The organism is Pseudomonas sp. BF-RE-21 (assembly GCF_019947305.1).
In the GTDB taxonomy this organism is placed as follows: domain Bacteria; phylum Pseudomonadota; class Gammaproteobacteria; order Pseudomonadales; family Pseudomonadaceae; genus Aquipseudomonas; species Aquipseudomonas migulae.
In genome coordinates this window covers 124456-143659 of sequence record NZ_JAGYGF010000006.1, presented here as the reverse complement: position 1 = coordinate 143659, position 19204 = coordinate 124456, and the positions used below count along the sequence as shown (strand labels likewise).

General features: G+C 53.7%; 18 protein-coding genes. 7 read left to right on the top strand and 11 right to left on the bottom strand.

The genetic code is table 11. The features are described 5' to 3' along the window. Positions 1-5: 5 nt before the first annotated feature. From KGB25_RS07040 to KGB25_RS07020, 5 genes are all read left to right on the top strand, one after another. On the top strand, positions 6-737 hold the full coding sequence (locus KGB25_RS07040; protein ID WP_223434681.1) for a metallophosphoesterase: 732 nt from the start codon (positions 6-8) through the stop codon (positions 735-737). A gap of 167 nt (positions 738-904) precedes the next feature. Next, positions 905-1249: a hypothetical protein gene (locus KGB25_RS07035; protein ID WP_093215714.1), complete on the top strand. Its 345-nt coding sequence runs from the start codon at positions 905-907 to the stop codon at positions 1247-1249. A gap of 129 nt (positions 1250-1378) precedes the next feature. Further along, positions 1379-1777 carry a DUF6957 family protein gene (locus KGB25_RS07030; RefSeq protein WP_165939615.1) on the top strand — a complete coding sequence of 133 codons (399 nt, stop codon included), beginning with the start codon at positions 1379-1381 and terminating at the stop codon, positions 1775-1777. A 424-nt stretch (positions 1778-2201) separates the two neighbouring features. After that, on the top strand, positions 2202-2612 hold the full coding sequence (locus KGB25_RS07025; protein ID WP_093215723.1) for an antitoxin Xre/MbcA/ParS toxin-binding domain-containing protein: 411 nt from the start codon (positions 2202-2204) through the stop codon (positions 2610-2612). Positions 2613-2665: 53 nt separating this feature from the next. Next, positions 2666-2836 (top strand): type II toxin-antitoxin system PrlF family antitoxin, encoded by a 171-nt coding sequence (locus KGB25_RS07020; protein WP_197678818.1) that lies wholly within the window; start codon positions 2666-2668, stop codon positions 2834-2836. A gap of 634 nt (positions 2837-3470) precedes the next feature. Here KGB25_RS07020 and KGB25_RS07015 read toward each other — a convergent pair. From KGB25_RS07015 to KGB25_RS06970, 10 genes are all read right to left on the bottom strand, one after another. Beyond that, positions 3471-3887, bottom strand: coding sequence for a hypothetical protein (locus KGB25_RS07015; protein WP_093215737.1), 417 nt, complete (start codon positions 3885-3887; stop codon positions 3471-3473). A gap of 475 nt (positions 3888-4362) precedes the next feature. Continuing rightward, positions 4363-4680: a hypothetical protein gene (locus tag KGB25_RS07010; RefSeq protein ID WP_093215743.1), complete on the bottom strand. Its 318-nt coding sequence runs from the start codon at positions 4678-4680 to the stop codon at positions 4363-4365. Then, positions 4677-6041: an acyclic terpene utilization AtuA family protein gene (locus KGB25_RS07005; protein WP_093215748.1), complete on the bottom strand. Its 1365-nt coding sequence runs from the start codon at positions 6039-6041 to the stop codon at positions 4677-4679. Before KGB25_RS07005 ends, KGB25_RS07010 begins: the two co-directional genes overlap by 4 nt. A gap of 105 nt (positions 6042-6146) precedes the next feature. Beyond that, on the bottom strand, positions 6147-7508 hold the full coding sequence (locus tag KGB25_RS07000) for an OprD family porin (protein ID WP_093230313.1): 1362 nt from the start codon (positions 7506-7508) through the stop codon (positions 6147-6149). 249 nt (positions 7509-7757) lie between these two features. Then, positions 7758-9152: a dipeptidase gene (locus tag KGB25_RS06995; RefSeq protein ID WP_093215763.1), complete on the bottom strand. Its 1395-nt coding sequence runs from the start codon at positions 9150-9152 to the stop codon at positions 7758-7760. A 97-nt stretch (positions 9153-9249) separates the two neighbouring features. Then, the gene (locus KGB25_RS06990) at positions 9250-10854 is read right to left on the bottom strand and encodes an ABC transporter substrate-binding protein (RefSeq protein ID WP_223434680.1); all 1605 of its coding nucleotides are present in this window, start codon (positions 10852-10854) and stop codon (positions 9250-9252) included. A 73-nt stretch (positions 10855-10927) separates the two neighbouring features. Continuing rightward, positions 10928-11947: an ABC transporter ATP-binding protein gene (locus tag KGB25_RS06985; protein ID WP_093230316.1), complete on the bottom strand. Its 1020-nt coding sequence runs from the start codon at positions 11945-11947 to the stop codon at positions 10928-10930. 2 nt (positions 11948-11949) lie between these two features. Next, a complete protein-coding gene (locus tag KGB25_RS06980) occupies positions 11950-12927 on the bottom strand; it encodes an ABC transporter ATP-binding protein (protein ID WP_093215772.1) in 978 nt (325 codons plus the stop codon). Further along, complete coding sequence (locus KGB25_RS06975) at positions 12924-13823, bottom strand: ABC transporter permease (protein WP_093215776.1); 900 nt, start codon at positions 13821-13823, stop codon at positions 12924-12926. The genes KGB25_RS06980 and KGB25_RS06975 overlap by 4 nt, the downstream gene beginning before the upstream one ends. Next, positions 13820-14794 (bottom strand): ABC transporter permease, encoded by a 975-nt coding sequence (locus KGB25_RS06970; RefSeq protein ID WP_093215781.1) that lies wholly within the window; start codon positions 14792-14794, stop codon positions 13820-13822. The genes KGB25_RS06975 and KGB25_RS06970 overlap by 4 nt, the downstream gene beginning before the upstream one ends. 595 nt (positions 14795-15389) lie before the next feature. Between KGB25_RS06970 and KGB25_RS06965 the strand changes: the two genes are divergently transcribed. Then, positions 15390-16298 (top strand): LysR family transcriptional regulator, encoded by a 909-nt coding sequence (locus KGB25_RS06965; RefSeq protein WP_093215786.1) that lies wholly within the window; start codon positions 15390-15392, stop codon positions 16296-16298. A gap of 67 nt (positions 16299-16365) precedes the next feature. On the opposite strand, the gene KGB25_RS06960 is transcribed toward KGB25_RS06965, so the two are convergent. After that, complete coding sequence (locus KGB25_RS06960) at positions 16366-16848, bottom strand: Lrp/AsnC family transcriptional regulator (protein WP_093215790.1); 483 nt, start codon at positions 16846-16848, stop codon at positions 16366-16368. Positions 16849-17115: 267 nt separating this feature from the next. Here KGB25_RS06960 and KGB25_RS06955 point away from each other — a divergent pair, with 267 nt between their 5' ends. Beyond that, entirely contained in the window at positions 17116-19203 is a 2088-nt protein-coding gene (locus tag KGB25_RS06955) for a transketolase C-terminal domain-containing protein (RefSeq protein ID WP_197678821.1), read from the top strand. Position 19204: the final 1 nt, after the last annotated feature.

Here is a 19204-nt window from a genome sequence, read left to right as displayed (position 1 = left end):
CATTGATGAAGCTTCACGTGCTGTCAGATCTGCACAACGAATTTTCGCCCTATCAGCCCACGGCCAATGCCTTTGACCTAGTGATTTTGGGCGGAGACATTGATGTCAAAGGGAGGGGCGTGACATGGGCAAATGAAGCCTTTCAGTGCCCTGTCATCTACATCTGCGGTAATCACGAATACTATGGTGGCCACATTGATCACACGCTGCGCAAGATGAAGGAAGCCGCCTTACCGCACGTCCACGTCCTGGAAAACGAAACCTTTATTTGGAATCAAACAAGGTTCCTCTGCGCCACCGCCTGGACTGATTTCTCCGCCACTGGAAATGTCGTAGCAGCTGCCCAAAACGCATTGGGACGGATGAATGATTTCAGTGTAATCCGTATTGATGACAGCTTCCGCAAGCTGCGCCCTTGTGACCTGGTCAACCGAAATCACGCAACGCACGACTGGCTTGCCCATGAACTGGATAAACCTTTCGACGGCAAAACCGTTGTCGTGACGCATCACGCACCTGTGCGCGAAGTGGTCGGGGATAAGTATGAGGGGCATCTGATCGCTGCTTACACCAACAGCTGGCATGCGCTTCTGGAAAAAGCGGATCTCTGGATTTTCGGTCATACGCATCGCGCCATCGACGTCAAGTTAGGCCGGTGTCGTGTGGTCTCTAACCCTCGCGGCTACCCACGCGAAGACACTGGTTTTGATCCTAGTCTGGTGGTTAGCCTTTCATGAGTGCAATGAGACGTCATGCGTCCACCAAGCACGCCATGAAACCTGTGAAACGGTTCTGGCGCATATCGACCATGTCTACATTCCAATGCTGTAAGCGCGCCGGTCGGTGTCCGGTTTTTCATGATATGCGGACTTTGAATGATGCGTAGAAAAGACCAAACACGACCATGGGTGACTCAGATGCACTTCTCAGTCGCAGCGTTATGAGCGAGGTAGAGCGTGGCCCATCGATTCCGTCAGCAGTCGCCATGGCAATGGAGATGGATTTCGGTATGCCCATCACAGCGTATTTATTCGCAGCCGTAGACAGCCCTCCAATCCTGATGGGGACAGTCTATGGCGATACAACGGGGCGTTTTCGTGAAGGTGCCAGCATCCGCACGTCCAGGATTACAGGCGTCAACTTCGTCAATGGCTATTCAATATTTCACACCGTTGCAGGAAGTCAGTATTTGGTAGTCAGTTGGGCGCCGGGCGGCAACAACCTTTATATGAATCGGATTTATCACTGAGCGATCTGCAATTGCGGATACGCGTCGCAAAAAAGCTTCGGGTTATCCAGGTGGTAAAGGGGATCGGGAAAAGATTCTTGACCTGGTATGCGGGGCAAGAGTTGAAGCGAGATTATGAATACAAGAGTTATGGATGCAGACCTGCTGAGCGATTTACTGTTCGGCTCAGCACGCCCTCTAGGAGGCTCAAAACTTGGCGACGATGAGTTGATCCAACTGGCCGCCGATGCCTTCAGAGAAAAGCCTTTTTGCATCGTCAGACACTGGATGATTTTGGATGTGATGCTCCCAGAATTTCAGGAGCGAGAAATCAAAGCGCAGGGGCTTGAGGCAACACTTTTGTATGCCCTCGCAGCGGTGTTCGACAGCCAGAACAAGTACCAGCCTGGCGATAGGATCGTAAGCGGATATCAACGTGATTTTGACGGCTGCTTTTTTGAAAGTAACGACACGATCTTCATCTTGGCCGGCCGAGGAGCGCGCAAGCATGCGAGCTTTCCCGCTGTCCAGGCACTATCTGCGTATTAGTAAGCGAGCACAAAATCCAATGATTGAAGATCTGCTGCCTGTCCTGCGTGATCGTTACCCAACGTTTTTCTGCAGTGCGCCTCTTCGCGAAATCGGATGCCTGCCAGGTTGGCTGGATTTAATCGATGAGCTTTGTCGCACGCTGAAAACTTACATGGATTCTCACCCTGAGCTGCCGCCGATTCAGGTGCGTCAGGTCAAGGAAAAATTCGGGGGGTTACGCTTCTACTATTCCGGAGGTGATATGGCTTGCCGTGAAGCAGTCGCGAGGGCAGAAGAAAGGTCATTATCGACTTGCGAGGTCTGTGGCCAAGTCGGGACTTTGGGAGGGGAGCACTGGCTCAGCGTACGGTGCCTTGATCACGTCAACTGGTCACCCTCAAGCGGCTGCGCATGAGCTCACGGAAAGCTCGTCGTTGAATCCATGAAAACAGACATTTGGGGCACTGTGAATTTGCCTTCGCCAGGCATTGAATTTCACGATGTCGTTAGGCACCGTATGCCTTTTCCCTCATTTCGATTTCTAGCCGAGATGTTGTGTATCGATGAAGATCTGCTTGGTAAGCGCATGGGGATGTCTTCCGCACTCTTATCGAACGCAACGACTGTAGGATTTTTTCCTCTGAGCGAGAGCCGACGCCTGTATGGATTGATCGTTGCTCTACAGGCGTCCTGCGAACTGTTCGAAGGCGATGTCCAGGCAGCCGGGGTTTTCCTACGCTCGCCGCTGCGTTGTTTTAACTCAAATGCACCTTTAGAAATGCTCATTACCGAGGAGGGCGCGAGCGCCGTGATCGATCTGATCGGACAGCTCGAACACGGTGTCCTCACCTGAATGGTTTCTATTTTATGGGGCAACGAACACGGCATTTGGAGGAGGTTGAACCCTTGAAAGAAGATTGTGCGGTAATCCAGATCCTCGATTTCTTGGCGGATGACATTCTTCACCGACCCGAACAATTGCAGCCTTTGAACTGTGAGTTGATCGCCCGCATTACCTCTCTCGTAGGCGATCTAGACGTTGATCTGAATGTACCGCTTGTGGTCGATGATGAATGATGTGGGCAAGATCTCTGATCTTCGTCAAATTCGGGGTTCACAAGTTCATGCTACGCAAAACCTCGTAATAAGGGAAAGTGATGTATAGGGAGCGTGATTTAGCCATTTGGTGTTCAGTGCATGAGGCATGTGGTGTCACTGAGTTTGTGCGGTTGGTTGAAGATGCGCTCACCAGCTACAAGCGTGTACCTATATACGATTGGCCGACTCGAGTTACCGTATCCGAACTCGGGTTACCGTGCGTTCAGGTATTGCAAAACGTAGTGAGCAGTCGAGGTTTATATGCCAGCATCTCAGAGGATTACATCGAGATCGGATCCCGTCTGACAAATCATCTGTCTCATCAAATGCAATGGCATCTCGTGGTCAATGACCTGGCCACTGAGCACATGAAGGAGGATCAATTGGGCAGAGATTTAGGGCTGTAACTGGCTCACATAGCTGACGTGCCGCCTCACCTTCCCGCCGTCCCTATTCCAGAGATTTGTCGTTACTCAGATGCTTGATCAGTGCTTCTCGAAGAACGTCCAAGGCCGTCAGCAATCGCCGCTTCTCCCTTGGGTCATCACCCTCAGGGACAAAGCCTTCGCAGTGCCGCAACAAAGTCTCACAGTCGTTGGTGTTCAAATCAAATTCAATCATTCATGCGTGCCTCTCTGTGCGCAGCAAGGTGCTGCATCTCTCGAACCCAACCCCGAAGAAAACGACGCCGGACACTCGCATAACTCCCCTCTGGCAGCCTCGTAGAAAGTGGGCTCGCCGCTTCGAATCGCTCACGCCAAGGTTGGGGGATGTGTTGGCTAAGTATGATGACGAAAGGATAGCCATCGCACCCGACAAATTGTGTTTCCGGGACTAGTTCGCCCAGGGCATCGACGGACATGGAGCATGCATCACCAATCGGGCTCTTGAGATCCAGTTGAGCAATCTCATCAAGCAAGGTCAGCAGTGGTTTCGCTTCTTTAGCGCCAGGGCGCAAGCCCTCAAGCGTCCACAGCGGTTCCCGCCGTTTGCGTTCGCGCTGCCATAACGTATTTAGATCGGTATTCATCAGTGTTTCCTAGCCATATGGGAAATTGCATGGGCTTGACCACCCATTTGCATTGCCGCTGACCAGCCTATTGCATCCGATCTGACCTATCGTTTGCATTCGACTTGACCAGCGCAAGCCGTATTGACTACCGGCAGGGAGCGGACCCATAGCTGCCAGGTGTTGGAGCTGTCGCTGAATTGACCCAGCTGCCGAGATGTCCTCGGCCCAGTCTGATTGCTTGCAAGCCATTGCCTGTGCTGGATTTGCTCATCCGTAGTGTGGGCCGGATCATGGCATTGCCACCGTTTGTGCGTCGACACGCCAAGACGTACCGCAACATCAGCCACATACCGCTGCTTTTCGGTCACTGGTTTCACCGATTGAATTTTGAATCCTTCGGGGCGCGCGGATTGCTCATCGCCTCCTAATTGGCCTCATCTAAGGTAACGAGGTATCTAAGAAGCCCGAGGGATTCAAGTTGCGGGTACGCCAGTTACAGTGTCAAATCGAGTAAGGCCGCCCCTAGCGTTTTACCATGAGCATCCAGGGCTAGGGAGCGGGTCACGCCACCACGGAGAACGCCGGGCAGGACGAAGTTAAGTGCATAAACGTTGGGCAATTCGTATCTACGTATGGGGAGATTTTGCTGACCCAGCAGTTCGGAAAAATGCTCGGTGACCCTTGCAATCGTCAGCCGCTGGCACAGGAGCTGATAGTCCTCGGCACGAAAGGCAACCACTGAGATGTTGGAGGTATCACCCTTGTCACCCGTTCGAGAATGAGCCAATTCACGCAGCTTGATGCGATTCATACAATGTTCTCCACATGCACCTGTTGGCTGACGTTTTCGCGTTGCAAAAATAACGAAGCGACCGCCACCACCTGACGTATCGACTTGGCTGCTCCTCCACCGCCATATGGCCCATTGGTATACAGGCTTTCTACTTCATTCCCGATACGAACCGCGTCGCTGCGATCAGCGCAACGGCCTGCTACCCGGAGGCGCACCTCCCAAGGCTCGCTGTCAGCACGAAAGCTTAAATCGTTGCCATGTAAGGCATCAACACCGATCAATTCGGCGCGAATCTCCTCACACGCCACGCCAATCAAATTCAAGCGTTTGAGCACAATTTCGCGAGCCAATTGTCCACGGGCCAGTGCGCCCGGTCCGCCATATGACATTTGTCCTTCGCCAATCCAGCCATCAAGAAACCCTACGGAAACCTTCAGCGACTTGGGACGAACGCGGCCAGTGGCGCCCTGAGCACACACCTCATTGATTCCCTGAGTCGCAAATGACACCCCTGAAAAGTCAGCACTGACATCCGGTGTCAGGTAGGCGGCCGGATCATGGATTTCATAGATCATTTGTTCAGTGCACGTAGCAGTATCGATACGTCCTCCCGAGCCCGCCACCTTGCTGATCACTGCATTGCCCGTGGCGTCAACTTCTGCCAATGGGAACCCCAGGCGCTCCAGATCTGGTACATCCTTGACGCCGGGATCCGCGAAATAGCCGCCGCTGATTTGTCCCGCACACTCAAGCAAATGCCCTACTAACGTACCGCGCCCCAGCCGCACCCAGTCATCCGCTGCCCAGCCGAACTCAAACATCTGCGGCGCCAAAAAAAGTGAAGGGTCCGCCACCCGCCCGGTGATGATGATGTCAGCATCGGCCTGCAAGGCTTCAACGATCCCTTCAGCGCCGAGGTATGCATTGGCCGAAATCAGTTGCTCGCCCAACGACGCTAGCGTTTTTCCGTTATCCAACTTGTGCGAGGGGTCGCGCAGCAGTATTTGCAGCACATCGTCGCCGGTTAACGCAGCCACTTTGAGCCCAGACAATCCCAGTTGTGCGGCGATCCGGCGTACCTCCTGCGCCGCGGCCAACGGGTTCGCCGCCCCCATATTAGTGATCACCCGCAAGCGACGGCGGCCCCCATCGATACCTCGACCAACAAACGGCAGAACCCGGCGCATACGTTCGCTCAGTAGCGGATCGAATCCTGCCTCTGGATCTACAAGCCGCGCCTGTTGTGCCAAAGCAATAGTGCGTTCTGCCAGGCACTCGAACACCAGGTAATCCAGTTCGCCATCTTCTGCCAGTTCTATGGCCGGTTCGATACGGTCGCCGGAATAACCGGCACCACTGCCGATACGTATAGTTCTCATTAGAATAACTCCAAAGTGCAACGCGGGCAGGGTGCATACGCACCAGGCGCGCCTGTGAAATGGATAAGGAAACGCTGAGGGGCCGTTGGTTCTACAAGCCCGTGGTTAAAAGAGGGCGATGGCGTAGTTGAATATCAGGCGGTTCTGATCAACATTACCGGCTACGTCACTTCGCAACATCGCATTGCGCAGGTTTATACTAAGCCCCTTTATCGGTCCTGATTGAATGACATAACTCAGGGCAATGTCTCTCTCCCACTCGGAGAGTGATCCATTTGCCGAGCGAATATTATTACCATTGAGGTAGGTGACGCCCGCGCTCAGCCCGGGTACGCCTAACGCGGCAAAGTCATAGTTGTACTGACCGTAAACGGTACTCTCGCCGGATCGGCTGAAGTTCGTAAGCTGGCGTTCGGTGATCAAATAGGTTCCGGCGCCGGATGAACCTCGATAGACATCACCTTGGTTAATAAACGGGAAATTACTGTCACCATTAACTTTCTGGTACGCCGCTGTAATGGCGCTGCCCCCAATGCCGTAAGTAAGGCTTGCACTCCAGGTCCGGTTATCCACTTCTCCGCGATTGATCGGAACCCCGGCGGAGGTACCGTAATATCCGCTGGCAAGATAGCCATCGGCTCGGCCCGACGCACTGCTGTTTTTACCATCGGAAATGCTGTACCAATAGCGAAGTTCGGTTTTCAGGGTGCCGACGGGGAGACTCATGTCGTGGATAACGCCAAGAAAGTGTTGAGCGTAAAAGTCTTGAAGTTGGCCATAGTAATATTGCCCCAGCAGGTTTTTCGACAGTTGGTAGTCCGCACCGCCATAGTAAAACTTGTTGGTGTCTGCGCCAAAGCGTGCCCCGGACATGGAAAGCGGATCATCGTCGGTAGAGGCGCGCCCTTTGGCGCTTTTCAACTGCCCCGCGATAAGGATCAGCCCATCCAATTCCTTGGAGGTGATCTGGCCGCCGGTATAGGTTTGCGGAAGCAATCGACCATCATTGCTGACAACCACAGGCAACTTCGGCAGCAACGTACCCACCTTAGCTTCTGTTTTAGAGATCTTGACCTTTCCTGTCAGACCCACATTGCCAAAGTCACTGACGGCTTTATTATCACTGTCGACCGGAAACAGGTTGCCAGCTCCTGCATTCGGGCTTGGGTTACGGCTACTGTTATTGGTGCCAGACTTGCCACCGCCGTCCAATCTAATCCCGAGGAGGCCAAGGGCATCAACTCCGAACCCCACAGTGCCGGGTGTATAGCCCGATTGAAAGTCGAGCCTGAAACCTTGCCCCCACTCGTTTTGTTTGGGATAGGAATTGGGGCTTCGATAGTCACTGTTGTAATACATATTGCGCAAACTTATAGTTGCCTTGCTGTCTTCAATAAACCCTGCCGCGCGAGCGGAGGCTGAAGCCGTACAAAGTAAAACGGGGAGCGCTATGATCGCTGATTTTATATTTGACATGTCCGTGCTCGCTTTAGATAGCTGCAGTCGATCAGGTGAATAACGAAGACGACGTTGATCTTCGGTCCGTGATGAAGCAGCCATCCTATCAAAGATTATTTTTGTTATTTGTGAGTGGCCAGTGACGAAACTTATTAACAAATTCTTGTGTTTTATAGGCCCTGCGATGTGAGCTTGCCGGTTGTTTCTTGCAGGGCACTATAAGTAGTGATGCCTTGAACGCTCGCTGTGAGTAATGGGTTACTTCAAGGCAAACTCGCTTGTTTTATGCGTTGAAAGCTCCCTCAGGATTTTCGTCCAGGCCCGCAAACCTTTTTCCACAGATTCCAGTCGGAAAAATTCGTTAGGGGCATGAACGGGCTCATCAGGAAGATTGAATCCGAACATCAACGTACCGATGTCCAACATCTCTTGAAAAATTGATGTAATCGGCACTGTTGCACCCAGACGAACATGAATAGGCCGCAAGCCCATTTCTGCCTGGAGTACTCGTTCGGCCGAGAGTACCAGAGGACTCAGGGGGGAAAGAGTCGAGGCAGGCGAGCCCGTACCAACGTACGAGAAACTGATTTGCACGCCTTTCGGGCAATGGGCAATCAGGTGTTTTCGCACAGACTCAATGGCCCGTATCGGGTCCTGCCCGGATACCGTACGGATCGTGATTTTTGCATGGGCCTGGGCAGGAACGATGGTTTTCACCCCATTGCCGGTGTATCCCCCCCACATCCCGTTCACTTCAATGGATGGCCGCAGCGTAAGTTGCTCGCGGGTGGTGTAAGCCGGATCACCATGAGCGACGGCACCGACGTGATCAAGGAAGGCTCGTTGGTCGAACGGGAAGGCTGCCGTATCTTCAATTTGTCGTTGGGTCGGCGCAGTGGCGTCAATATCAAAATCCTTGACCGTTACTGTGCCGTCCGAGGAGTGCAGCGATGTCACGATCGCCGCCATATCATGGAGCGCATTGCGCACAGCGCCGCCATAACGACCGGAGTGCATGTCGCCCTTGGCAGCCCGGATAGAGAATTCCAAGGCATTGTTGCCTCGGGCGCCGGTATTGATGGTGGGGATTTCCCGGCTCGCCCGTCCCCCGTCTGCGGAGAGAACCCCATCGGCCTGCAGCAGTTCTCTGTACTTGTCCACGATGGCACGCAGTGATGGGCTGCCGGTTTCTTCTTCACCCTCAATGAAGAATTTCACATTGATTGGGCAATCTCCTTCAACGGCCAGGAAGGCCGCCACGGTCTCGATGGCGATGGCCGTGGAGCCTTTTACATCAGAAGAACCCCGCGCAAAGAGGCAGCCATCGCGAATCGTCGGCTCGAACGGTGGCGAGAGCCACTCTTCCAGAGGGTCTGCTGGCTGTACGTCGTAGTGGCCATAGATGATGATGGTCGGCTTGCCGGGGGCGCGAAGTGATTCACCATAAACCGCAGGCTGGCCCCCGCCATCCAGCAATTGAACGTTATCCAGACCGATTTCGGTGAATCGCTGCACAAGGAAGTTTCTGGCCTCGTGCATGCTGTCATCGAAACCTGGATCAGCACTGACACTTGGAATTCTCAGAAAGTCTTTCATCCAGTCGAGGATGGGCGTTTGTTTATCTAATAGATGAGTTATTACCTGATCGTTCATATAGTTTCTCTTCTCTCTCTGAGTGATCGAAATGGTTTTTGGGCAAAGCGGTGCCCGGCGCGTGAACTAACGTTCGCGCGCGGGTGATACCGATCGTTTACTGTGAAATAACGAGGGCTGTGTTTTGTGGCAGCGTGCGTTCATCAGTACGCGGATCGTAAGTGAAGCCCTTGCGAACGGCCCATGTATTGTTCAGTTGAAGAATGGTCATTATCGGCAGGTCTGAACTGGTCATTTCGACTGCCTGCACCAGCATTTTTTCGCGCTCTTTATCATCCAGTGTAGTGAGCGCCCGGTCAGTCAATGCGTCCAGGGGCGGGTTGGAGTAACCGCCCGAGTTGTAACTGCCCACTCCGTTTTTTGAATCAGGCGTCATCACTATATTAGTGAGGAAGTACCCGGCCTCCAGAGTTGGGCTGCCCCATCCCAACAAGAAGGATGGATAGGATTCGCGTCCAACGATAAAGGTGTTCCAAGGCCTGGCATCCACAGCGGTTCGAACACCGATCTTGGACCACATCTGGGCAACCGCCTGGGCGACGGCCGAATCATTTGGATAGCGGTCATTCGGGGTCACCAGGGTGATTTTGAAACCGTCGGGATAGCCCGCTTCGGCCAGCAGCTTTTTAGCCGCCGTCGGGTCATAAGATGGAATCGCCACGCTGTCGGCATACGAGTAAATACCAGGGTTCAACCATTGCCCGGTGGCCTTCGCCGTGTTTTGCATCAGGCGGTCAGCGATTCCCTGGCGATTGACTGCTTCAGAAAGCGCCCGACGAACCCGTACGTCAGATAACGGGTTGGTCGCTAGAGGCTTTCCATTGTTGTCCGTAATGAGCGGCTGCGGGGCGCTGCGTACGTTGAAGACGATGAAGATGGTGCGCATGCCCGGGGTGGACACCAGACTGACTTTTGGGTCCTTTTGCAGAGTCGCGATGTCCGTCGCTGGCACCGAGTCAATCACATCCACGCCGCCCGACAAGAGCGCGCCTACCCGTGATGCACCATTAGAGATGAACCTGATTGAAACGTTTTTCCAGGGCTGCTTCGGCCCCCACCAATCGTCATTTCGCACCATGTCGATGCGATCACCCGGGATGTAGCGAACAAACTTGTAGGGCCCGGTACCAATCGCTTTAACCCCGCTGTTGTATTGCTCCGTCGTTGCACCTTCACCGGCGTGTTTGGAGACGATCGCAATAAAGGCGAGCTGCCTGGGCAAGTTGGGTGACGGGGCTGACGTATGCAACCGAACAGTCAGCGGGGCGATCTGTTCGACCTTCACGATAGAAGCCAACTGCCCACCAAAACCACCCGGGCTGTTCGGGACATTGCGCGCCCGCTCAAGGCTGAAGGCAACATCCTCGCCAGTGAAGGGCTTGCCGTCATGCCACTTCACATCGGGGCGCAACTTGAATTCCCAAACGGTGTCGCTTACCGGGTTCCAGGCCAAAGCAAGCCCAGGCACCAATTCACCCTGAGGACTGCGCTCGGTCAGCCGGTCGAACAACGAATGAGCAATCACGTGGTTGGGCGTTGAGTTAGTGAAATGCGGGTCGACCGAGTTGACTGCCCCCCCCAGCCCAATGTTCAGCGTGTCCGGTACGGCCGCAAACGCTGTAACAGAAAGCGATGCCGTCATGGCACACGCGGCAAACATCCGGGCAATACATTTGATCAACGGTTTCTCGGGTTTACGCACAGTATTTCCCCTTCAATGTACGAGTGGGCCGAATGACTTACTGTCCTGGCCTCTTGTTGTGGCGTCAGCACGTTTACGTATTCAAATGGCAGGCGCTGAGATGCTCGGGAGAGACCTCTTTCAAGCCAGGCTTTTCCTCTCTGCATCGCGGCATTGCATGCGGGCACCTCGGGTGAAAGTGACAACCTGATGGCGGATTGATCGGGCTGGGAATTTCACCCTTGATGGCGGTGAAGGTTCTTTTGTTCGCATTAAGTGTTGGCACTTCGGCCAGCAGTGCTTGCGTATAGGGGTGGTTAGGGCGAGAGAACAGTTCGGCCTTGGAGCCCTGTTCCACGATTCGTCCCAGATACATAATCGCAACACGGTCCGAAATATGTTCGACCACACTCAGGTCGTGGCTGATGAACAGGTAAGTCAATCCGAGCTCATCCCGCAGATCCATGAACAGGTTCAAAACCTGTGCCTGAATCGAAACATCCAGGGCCGCGACGGACTCGTCGCACACAATGAAGCGAGGATTGACGGCCAGTGCGCGGGCGATGCCGATACGCTGGCGTTGACCTCCGGAAAACTGGTGCGGATAGCGGCGCATGTAAGAGGGGTCCAGACCGGCACGTTTCATCTGCGCGGCAACGTAATCTTCGTAGTGTTCTGCCCCGGGTATTTTGTGAACCCGTGCCGCCTCGCCAATGATATCCATCACCCGCATGCGCGGATTGAGGCTCGCAAACGGATCCTGGAAGATCATCTGAACACTCAGATGCTCAAGCGTACTGGCAGCGCCGCGGGAAGCCAGGGACTCATCAATTCCTCCCACGCGCACAATGCCTTCCGAGGGTTTGATGATGCCCGCTGCGATACGCCCCAAGGTTGATTTCCCGCAACCCGATTCGCCTACAAGCCCAATCACTTCGCCTGTCTTGATCTCAAGGCTGACGTTGTCGACCGCATGTACGACCGGTGTGGGCTTGGCCAGCCCCCAGCGCTGGGCCATGCTGGTCAGCACATCTTTTTTGGGCTGGAAACGACGACTGACGTTCTCCAGAGCAAGCTGCGCACCGGTGCCGGTGAAAGACGGTGAGGTGAACATGGTCATTCGGGTGCTCCGACTGGATTGAAGCAGCGTAGCGAGCGTGACACTGCCGGATGCGAGAGTTGTGGTTCATTTATGCAAAGGCCTGATGCCTTGAAACAGCGTGTGCGGAACGCGCAGCCCTGTGGCAACTCAGACAAGCGTGGGGTCATGCCCGGGATTTGCATCAACCGCGTGAGCCCCGCATTGCGGCTGGGCAAACTCCCCAACAGGCCAGCGCTATAGGGGTGCAGAGGCTGCTCGATGACGGCTTTGACCTGACCTTGCTCAACGATTTTGCCCGCGTACATTACGGCGACTTCGTCCGCCAGGCCGGCCACCACAGTCAGGTCATGGGTAATCCATATAAGTGCAGTACCCGACTCCCGGACGAGCTGTTGCACTTCGGCCAGGATCTGCGCCTGAATGGTCACATCCAATGCGGTCGTCGGTTCATCGGCGATGATCAAATCAGGCTTGTGCAACAGGGCAATGGCGATGGCAATGCGCTGACGCATGCCGCCACTGAGCTGATGCGGGTAGGCCAACATGCGCTCTTCGGGGCTAGGAATACCGACCTTCTCCAGTGCTTCAATTGCCTGGCGGCGAGCGTCTTTCTGTGACGCCCGGGAGTGCGCGTAAATGGTTTCCATGAGCTGGGTATCAATTCGCAAAACAGGATTGAGGGTCATCATTGGATCTTGAAAAATCATCGCGATGCGATTGCCCCGAAGAGCGCTGAACTGCCGTTCGGGAAGCCCGACCAGATCCTGTCCTTTGAACAGGATCTTGCCGCTGGCGACCCGACCCGGTGGGTCAATCAACCCCATGATCGAATAACCGGTTACCGACTTGCCCGAGCCAGACTCACCTACCAGCCCCAACACCTGACCACGCTCAAGCTTCATGGAAACGTCATCGACGGCACGCAACACGCCGTCTCGCGTGGAGAACTCGGTGCACAGATGCTGCACCTCCAGGATGTGATCTGACTTCATTTGTTCAACCTCGGGTTAAGCACTTCGCGCAGCTGATCACCCACCAGGTTGATGGCCACAATGATGATGAGTAGGGCGACGCCAGGGAAAACGCTTATCCAGTAAAGCCCCGCCTGCATGTATTGGTAGCCATTCGCGATGAGCAGTCCGAGTGACGGTTCAGTGACAGGAACCCCGAGCCCCAGGAAACTAAGGGTCGCTTCGAGTGCGATGGCGCGCGCCACTTGCATGGTTCCGATCACAATGATGGGGGGCAAACAGTTGGGCAGAAGGTGACGAAGCATGATCCGGGTACGCGACAGTGCAAGGCAGTGGGCGGCTTCGATATATTCCTTGCGCCGTTCAATCATTGCCGCGCTTCTCACGGTCCGGGCGTAATACGCCCACTCGACGATGACTAGTGCAAGGATGACGTTCGTGATGCTCTTGCCGAGAATTGCCAGAATCATCAGGGCGACAAGAATGGTTGGAAACGACAACTGCAAGTCGACCACTCGCATTATCAGGGTTTCGATACGTCCGCCGAAATAAGCGGCGGTCAACCCAAGAAGCGTACCCAGCAGGCAGGCCAACGCTGCCGAGCTTATTCCTACCCCCAGACTGATGCGCATCCCGTACAGAATCGCCGAAAACATGTCGCGGCCCTGATCATCGGTACCCAGCAGGTAGGTGAAGCCGCCAATGCCCGTGGCACCCGGTGGCAGCCGGCCGTCCATAATATCCAGGCTTTGCAGGTCATAAGAGTCCTGGGGGGCAAAAATAGGGGCACCCAAGGCTGCGATGAGCAGCATGACCAACACAACAAGCCCAATCACAGCCGCAGGCGACGTGCAAAAGTCAGATAAAAGGCGCCTGGACGGAGAAACAGTCTTAATCGCAGCGACTGCAACATTCATACATTCGCCTCCAATCGGACGCGAGGATCCAGCAGGTGATACAAAACATCCACGACCAGATTAATGGTGACAAAGATCATTACGATTACCATCAAATAAGCCACGATAACGGGGCGATCCAGTTGGTTGATACTGTCAATAATTAACTTACCCATGCCGGGGTAGGCGAAGATGCTTTCTGTGACGACTGCGAACGCAATCGTGGAGCCGAATTCCAGCCCTACTACTGTAACTACGGGGATCATGATGTTTTTCAATATATGCACGCTTATGATTCGATGACTGCTCAATCCTTTGGCGCGGGCAAATTTTATATAATCCATCTGTGAAACTTCGCGCACTCCGGCCCGTGTAAGCCGCAGCACCATGGCAATTTTGAAAAGTGCCAGATTCAGCGCCGGCAGGATCAAGTGTTGAACCCCGTCAACCGTCAGGAATGACCAGTGAACTCCGAGCATTTCCCTTGTTTCGCCACGACCTGAGCTTGGCAGCCAACCCAGATTGACGCTGAATACCATAATCAGCATAAGGCCGACCCAGAACGTCGGTAATGAGAAGCCCAGTACACTACCGGTCATAATCAGGCGTGAGTACCAAGCGTTCGGACGCAGTCCGGCGATTAAGCCACACGGTAGGCCTATGATGATTGAAAGAAGCAAAGCAATAAAAGCCAATTCCAAGGTCGCAGGCATTCGCTCTTTTATAAGTTCTATTGCTGGTGTGTTGTAAACAAAACTGATGCCGAGATTTCCGTGCCAGGCCTGGAATAGGAATGTCCAGTACTGTTGCCATAACGACTTGTCCAAGCCCAGCTGTTGCATTAGTTGCGCACGTTCCGCCGGTCCCGCCTCCGGGGAAATCAAAACATCCACCGGACTGCCAATCAGGTGGAGGCCTACGAACACAATAATTGTCATTATCCATACGACTACAGCAGCTTGCACTATTCTTCTTATTAACCAAACGAACATAATTCTTCCGCCATTCCCATGCAGCACAGTTTTCGATTACATCACAAGAACTCTACGTTCCTTCTCGCAAAGGTTCGTTTTTTGTTCAGGCCATGCAGAATTATTGACCTATCGTCCACATCGTTTCTCTAATAGGATGAAAGCAGTAGCAAATCGACGGTAATAGGAGCTCAAAAAAATGTCCAACGTCTTGTTTTTCTCATTTCTATGACTTTTAATCATGACAATTATTTTTGCACCAATACGGTTCGTAGCTGATTAGTCGTGAGGCGAGAGGTAACAAATTTCAGGTGGGAGGAGGTGGTTGGCTATGGAAATCGTTTCCGAATGACCCTCCTCTGACACTCGGTGGAAGTGGAGGTAACTGCCTATACCAAAGCGAATTTTGTTGTGGTCAGGAAAATTCGCAAACGAAAAAATAATGCGCTACAGATTTTCTGTGCTCGGACCTGTGTGTTCCGAATGGAGCGTAGTTTTCTGGCCGATGCAAATCCATCGATGGTCTGAACTAATGAAATAGTCTGGTGGGGTTCGACTTTCAATCAGGCGGCACGAAAATTGCGGTCTCAATGCTAAATCGGTCTGTGAGTTTTTTATGAATTTTCAGCAACTGAATCACCTTTTGTCTATCGTTGAAACAGGTTCTTTTAGTAAGTCAGCAGAAAAGTTGCATTTAACACAGTCGGCGTTGAGTAGAAGTATTCACATACTTGAACAGGAGCTTGAAGTTCGCCTGTTTGATCGTATTGGAAAACGTAATGAGCTCACCTCATTTGGAAAGGAAGTCGCGGCACGTGCAAAGCGGATTGTTTTGGAGGCTTCCGAATTGAAGCGCAGTGCCGAACTCCTGTCACAAGGCGAATCCGGTACGTTGACAGTCGCCCTAGGAGCGGCACCCTCAGCCTTGATTACATCAAGGCTGATTACATACATGTTAAATAACTTCCCACGAGTGCAGATGGAAGTGCTTCAGGGCGACAGTGACGCTCTGTTGGCGAAACTAAGGGCTCGCGAAGTCGATGCGATTATAGTCAGTTATCGTTCAATCAAGCCCCACGATGATATAGAGATCGATATTTGGAATAACTTTCCCTCTGGATTCGTTTGTCGAGCAGGGCATCCACTACAAAATTCCAACAAGCTAATTTTCGACGACATTATAAAATTTCCACTTGTATCGACCGCGCTTAGTGACGAAACCGCCAGGGGGCTTCTGGACAGCACAGGGCACGCCCGTCATCCGAACGAATTGCTCCAGGTTGAATGTCAGGACATCTCTCGTCTGCTTGAAGTCGTAAGTTCTACAGATGCGATATTTTTGGGGGTTCTTGCCTCTGCACAAGAAGGAATACGGAAGGGGGATTTCGTCGAGTTAAAGGTTAATCTTCCAATTGAAATTGGCGTGCAGTTTGTATTCGTGACCCTTGCAAACCGCACAAAATCGCCGATTTTGCATATCGCTCAAGATTTTTGTCGAGAGCTTTCTGATTCATTTTCCATATGATTCAGTGGACAGGCCGGAGAGCGTTCGCCGCCAAGCGCTCCTGTATGCCTAGGGCGAAGGTGCAGGCCTAATGAAAATGGTCCAGTGGTAACGGCGAAGGTGATTTGATTTCCCGCAACACCACACTGGATCGAATTTCACTGACACCGGGCAGTTTGAAAATCACGTTGTAGAGAAACGCGTCATAACGGGTGATGTCCGGCGTCACCACCTTGAGTAGGTAGTCGCCGCGACCGGTGGTGCTGTGACACTCGATGATCGCTGGACAATCACGAACCGCCTTTTCGAACTCCTCCACCACGTTCTCGAAATGCCGGGCCAGATTGACCTCGGCCAGTACACAGTTGCCCAGATTGACCCGGGTTCGATCGAGTACCGCCGTGTAGTGATGGATGACGCCTTCGCGCTCCAGATCCTTCAAGCGCTTCCAGGTCGGGGAAGTCGACAATCCGATTTTTTTGCCAAGCTCTTGCACGGTCAAGCGGCCATCCAATTGCAGTTCGGCAAGAATCTTGAGGCTATAGGCGTCAAGAAGATTACTTTTTTCCATTTTTTATAATTTCCGGAAAATAATCGCGAGTTTTTGCAGATGCTGGGGATACATAAGATGCTTTGCCCAGTCAAAGCAAGTATTTTTACTGGGTAGTAGGAATTAAGCACGATTTTCTGTGCGGGTGTCGTTATAGGAAAAATATCACTTCAAAATCGTGATTTCTGAACAATTGAGAAAACACTTTTTGCGTGATGAATTTTAAGCTCGTCAGCATCTGGGCAAGGCTTTGTGCCTGCTCTTCCGCTCGCGAGGATAAAAAATAAAATGTCCGCTCCACGCCGTAAAAATCCCGAGGTAAAAAGTCAGAGCGCGGCTATTTGCGCGTTCAACTGGCCACGTATCGCCTATCTTATGCACGTTTCCAGGGCATTGGATGAGTTGGAAGAAAAAACCCTGGTACCGGAAAAGAAGGTGCTCTATCAATTTTCCGCCAGGGGTCATGACCTCGCGCAGATTTTGCTTGGGTCGAGGCTGACAAATCGCAACGATGCGGCGTGCGGATACTATCGTTCGCGCCCGTTGCTGCTGGCGATGGGGGTGGACATGGCGGATGCCTTGGGATCCTCCATGGCCCGTGCCGGTGGCTACTCGGATGGCCGGGATATCGGGGTGGTTTTCAACTATCCCAACCCAGGCGGTCCGACTGCGCTGCCCATGTGTGGCGGCGTGGGCGCTCAATACACGCCCACCGCTGGCTGGGCGCAGGCGATTGAATATCGCAGCAAGGTGTTGAAGGATGAAAACTACGACGCCGCGATCAGCGTTGTACTGGGTGGAGACGGTTCTGTTGCAACCAATGGTTTTTGGGCGGCGCTGACCCTGGCGACCACGCAGAAACTGCCGATGCTGTTCTATATCGAAGACAACGGATACGGCATTTCCGTCCCGTCGACTTTTCAAACCCCAGGCGGCGATATCGCGGCCAACCTCAGTGGGTTCCAGAACCTGCATATCCTCTCTGGTGATGGCTCTAACCCGCAGCAAAGTGCCGATCTGGTTCACCAGGCTGTCGAGTATGTCCGCGCCCATCAGGGGCCTTGCCTGTTGCGCTTGAAAGTCCCGCGCCTGCAAGGGCACAGCTTCCAGGATACCCAGACCTATAAAAGCGCAGACTTCATCAAGATGGAGTGGGCGCGCGATCCATTGCACAAACTGCGCGAATTTCTAGTGCCCGATCTCATGACCGTCAGCGAATGGGACCAATTGGGTGACACCGCTCGCACAGAGGTCAATGCGTCACGTATCGAGGCCGAAGCGCGGCCTGTCAGTGACCCGGCTCGGGTTACCCGACACGTGTTCCACGAAGACCAACTGCAAGAGCGCGGCGGCCAATGGTCTGAGGGCTACCAGGCTCCGCAAGCGACTTTGACTCCACTGCTGGAGGGACAGCGTCTCAATATGGTGGCTGCGATCCGCCGCACACTAGACCGCGAGCTGGAGGTTAATCCTCGGGTTGTACTGTTTGGTGAGGACATCGGTCCAAAAGGCGGGGTGCACGCGGTGACGTTGGGGCTGCAGGAAAAATACGGTGATTCGAGAGTCTTCGATACCAGCCTTTCTGAAGAAGGCATCATCGGGCGCGCCGTCGGGATGGCGGTGGCTGGGCTGGTACCGGTACCGGAAATTCAATTTCGCAAGTATGCGGACCCGGCAGTCGAACAATTGAACGACTGCGGCACCATGCGCTGGCGCACCAACAACCGCTTTGCTGCGCCGATGGTGGTGCGTATCGCGGGTGGTTTCTTCAAGTGCGGTGACCCGTGGCACAGCCAGACCAACGAAGTACAGTTTGTGCACTCCCCAGGTTGGCAGGTGGCGGTGCCTTCCAACGCTGAAGATGCCGTCGGCCTGCTGCGCAGCGCCATGCGTGGGAATGACCCGGTGATTTTCTTCGAACACCGGGCCATGCTGGACTCTGCTTCCGCTCGTCGTCCGTACCCGGGGGATGATTTCATCGTGCCCTTTGGCCAGGCGCGTACGGTTGTTGAAGGTAACGATTTGACGATTGTTACCTGGGGCGCGATGGTCGAGCGTTGCGAGCAGGCGGCACAAGGGCGATCTGTTGATGTGCTCGACTTGCGCACCTTGATGCCGTGGGATCGCGCTGCGGTCCTGGCCTCCGTGCGTCGAACTCACCGTTGCCTGATCGTGCATGAAGACTTGGGTACCGCAGGCTTTGGCGCAGAAATCGCGGCGGTGGTTGCCGACGAGGCGTTCATGGAATTGGATGCCCCCGTGGCCCGGTTGACCATGCCAGACATTCCGAGCCCACATCATCCGACCCTGCTCAATCACGTGCTGCCGTCGGTAGAGGCTATCCGCAACAAGATCGATTACCTGGTGGGGTTCTGAG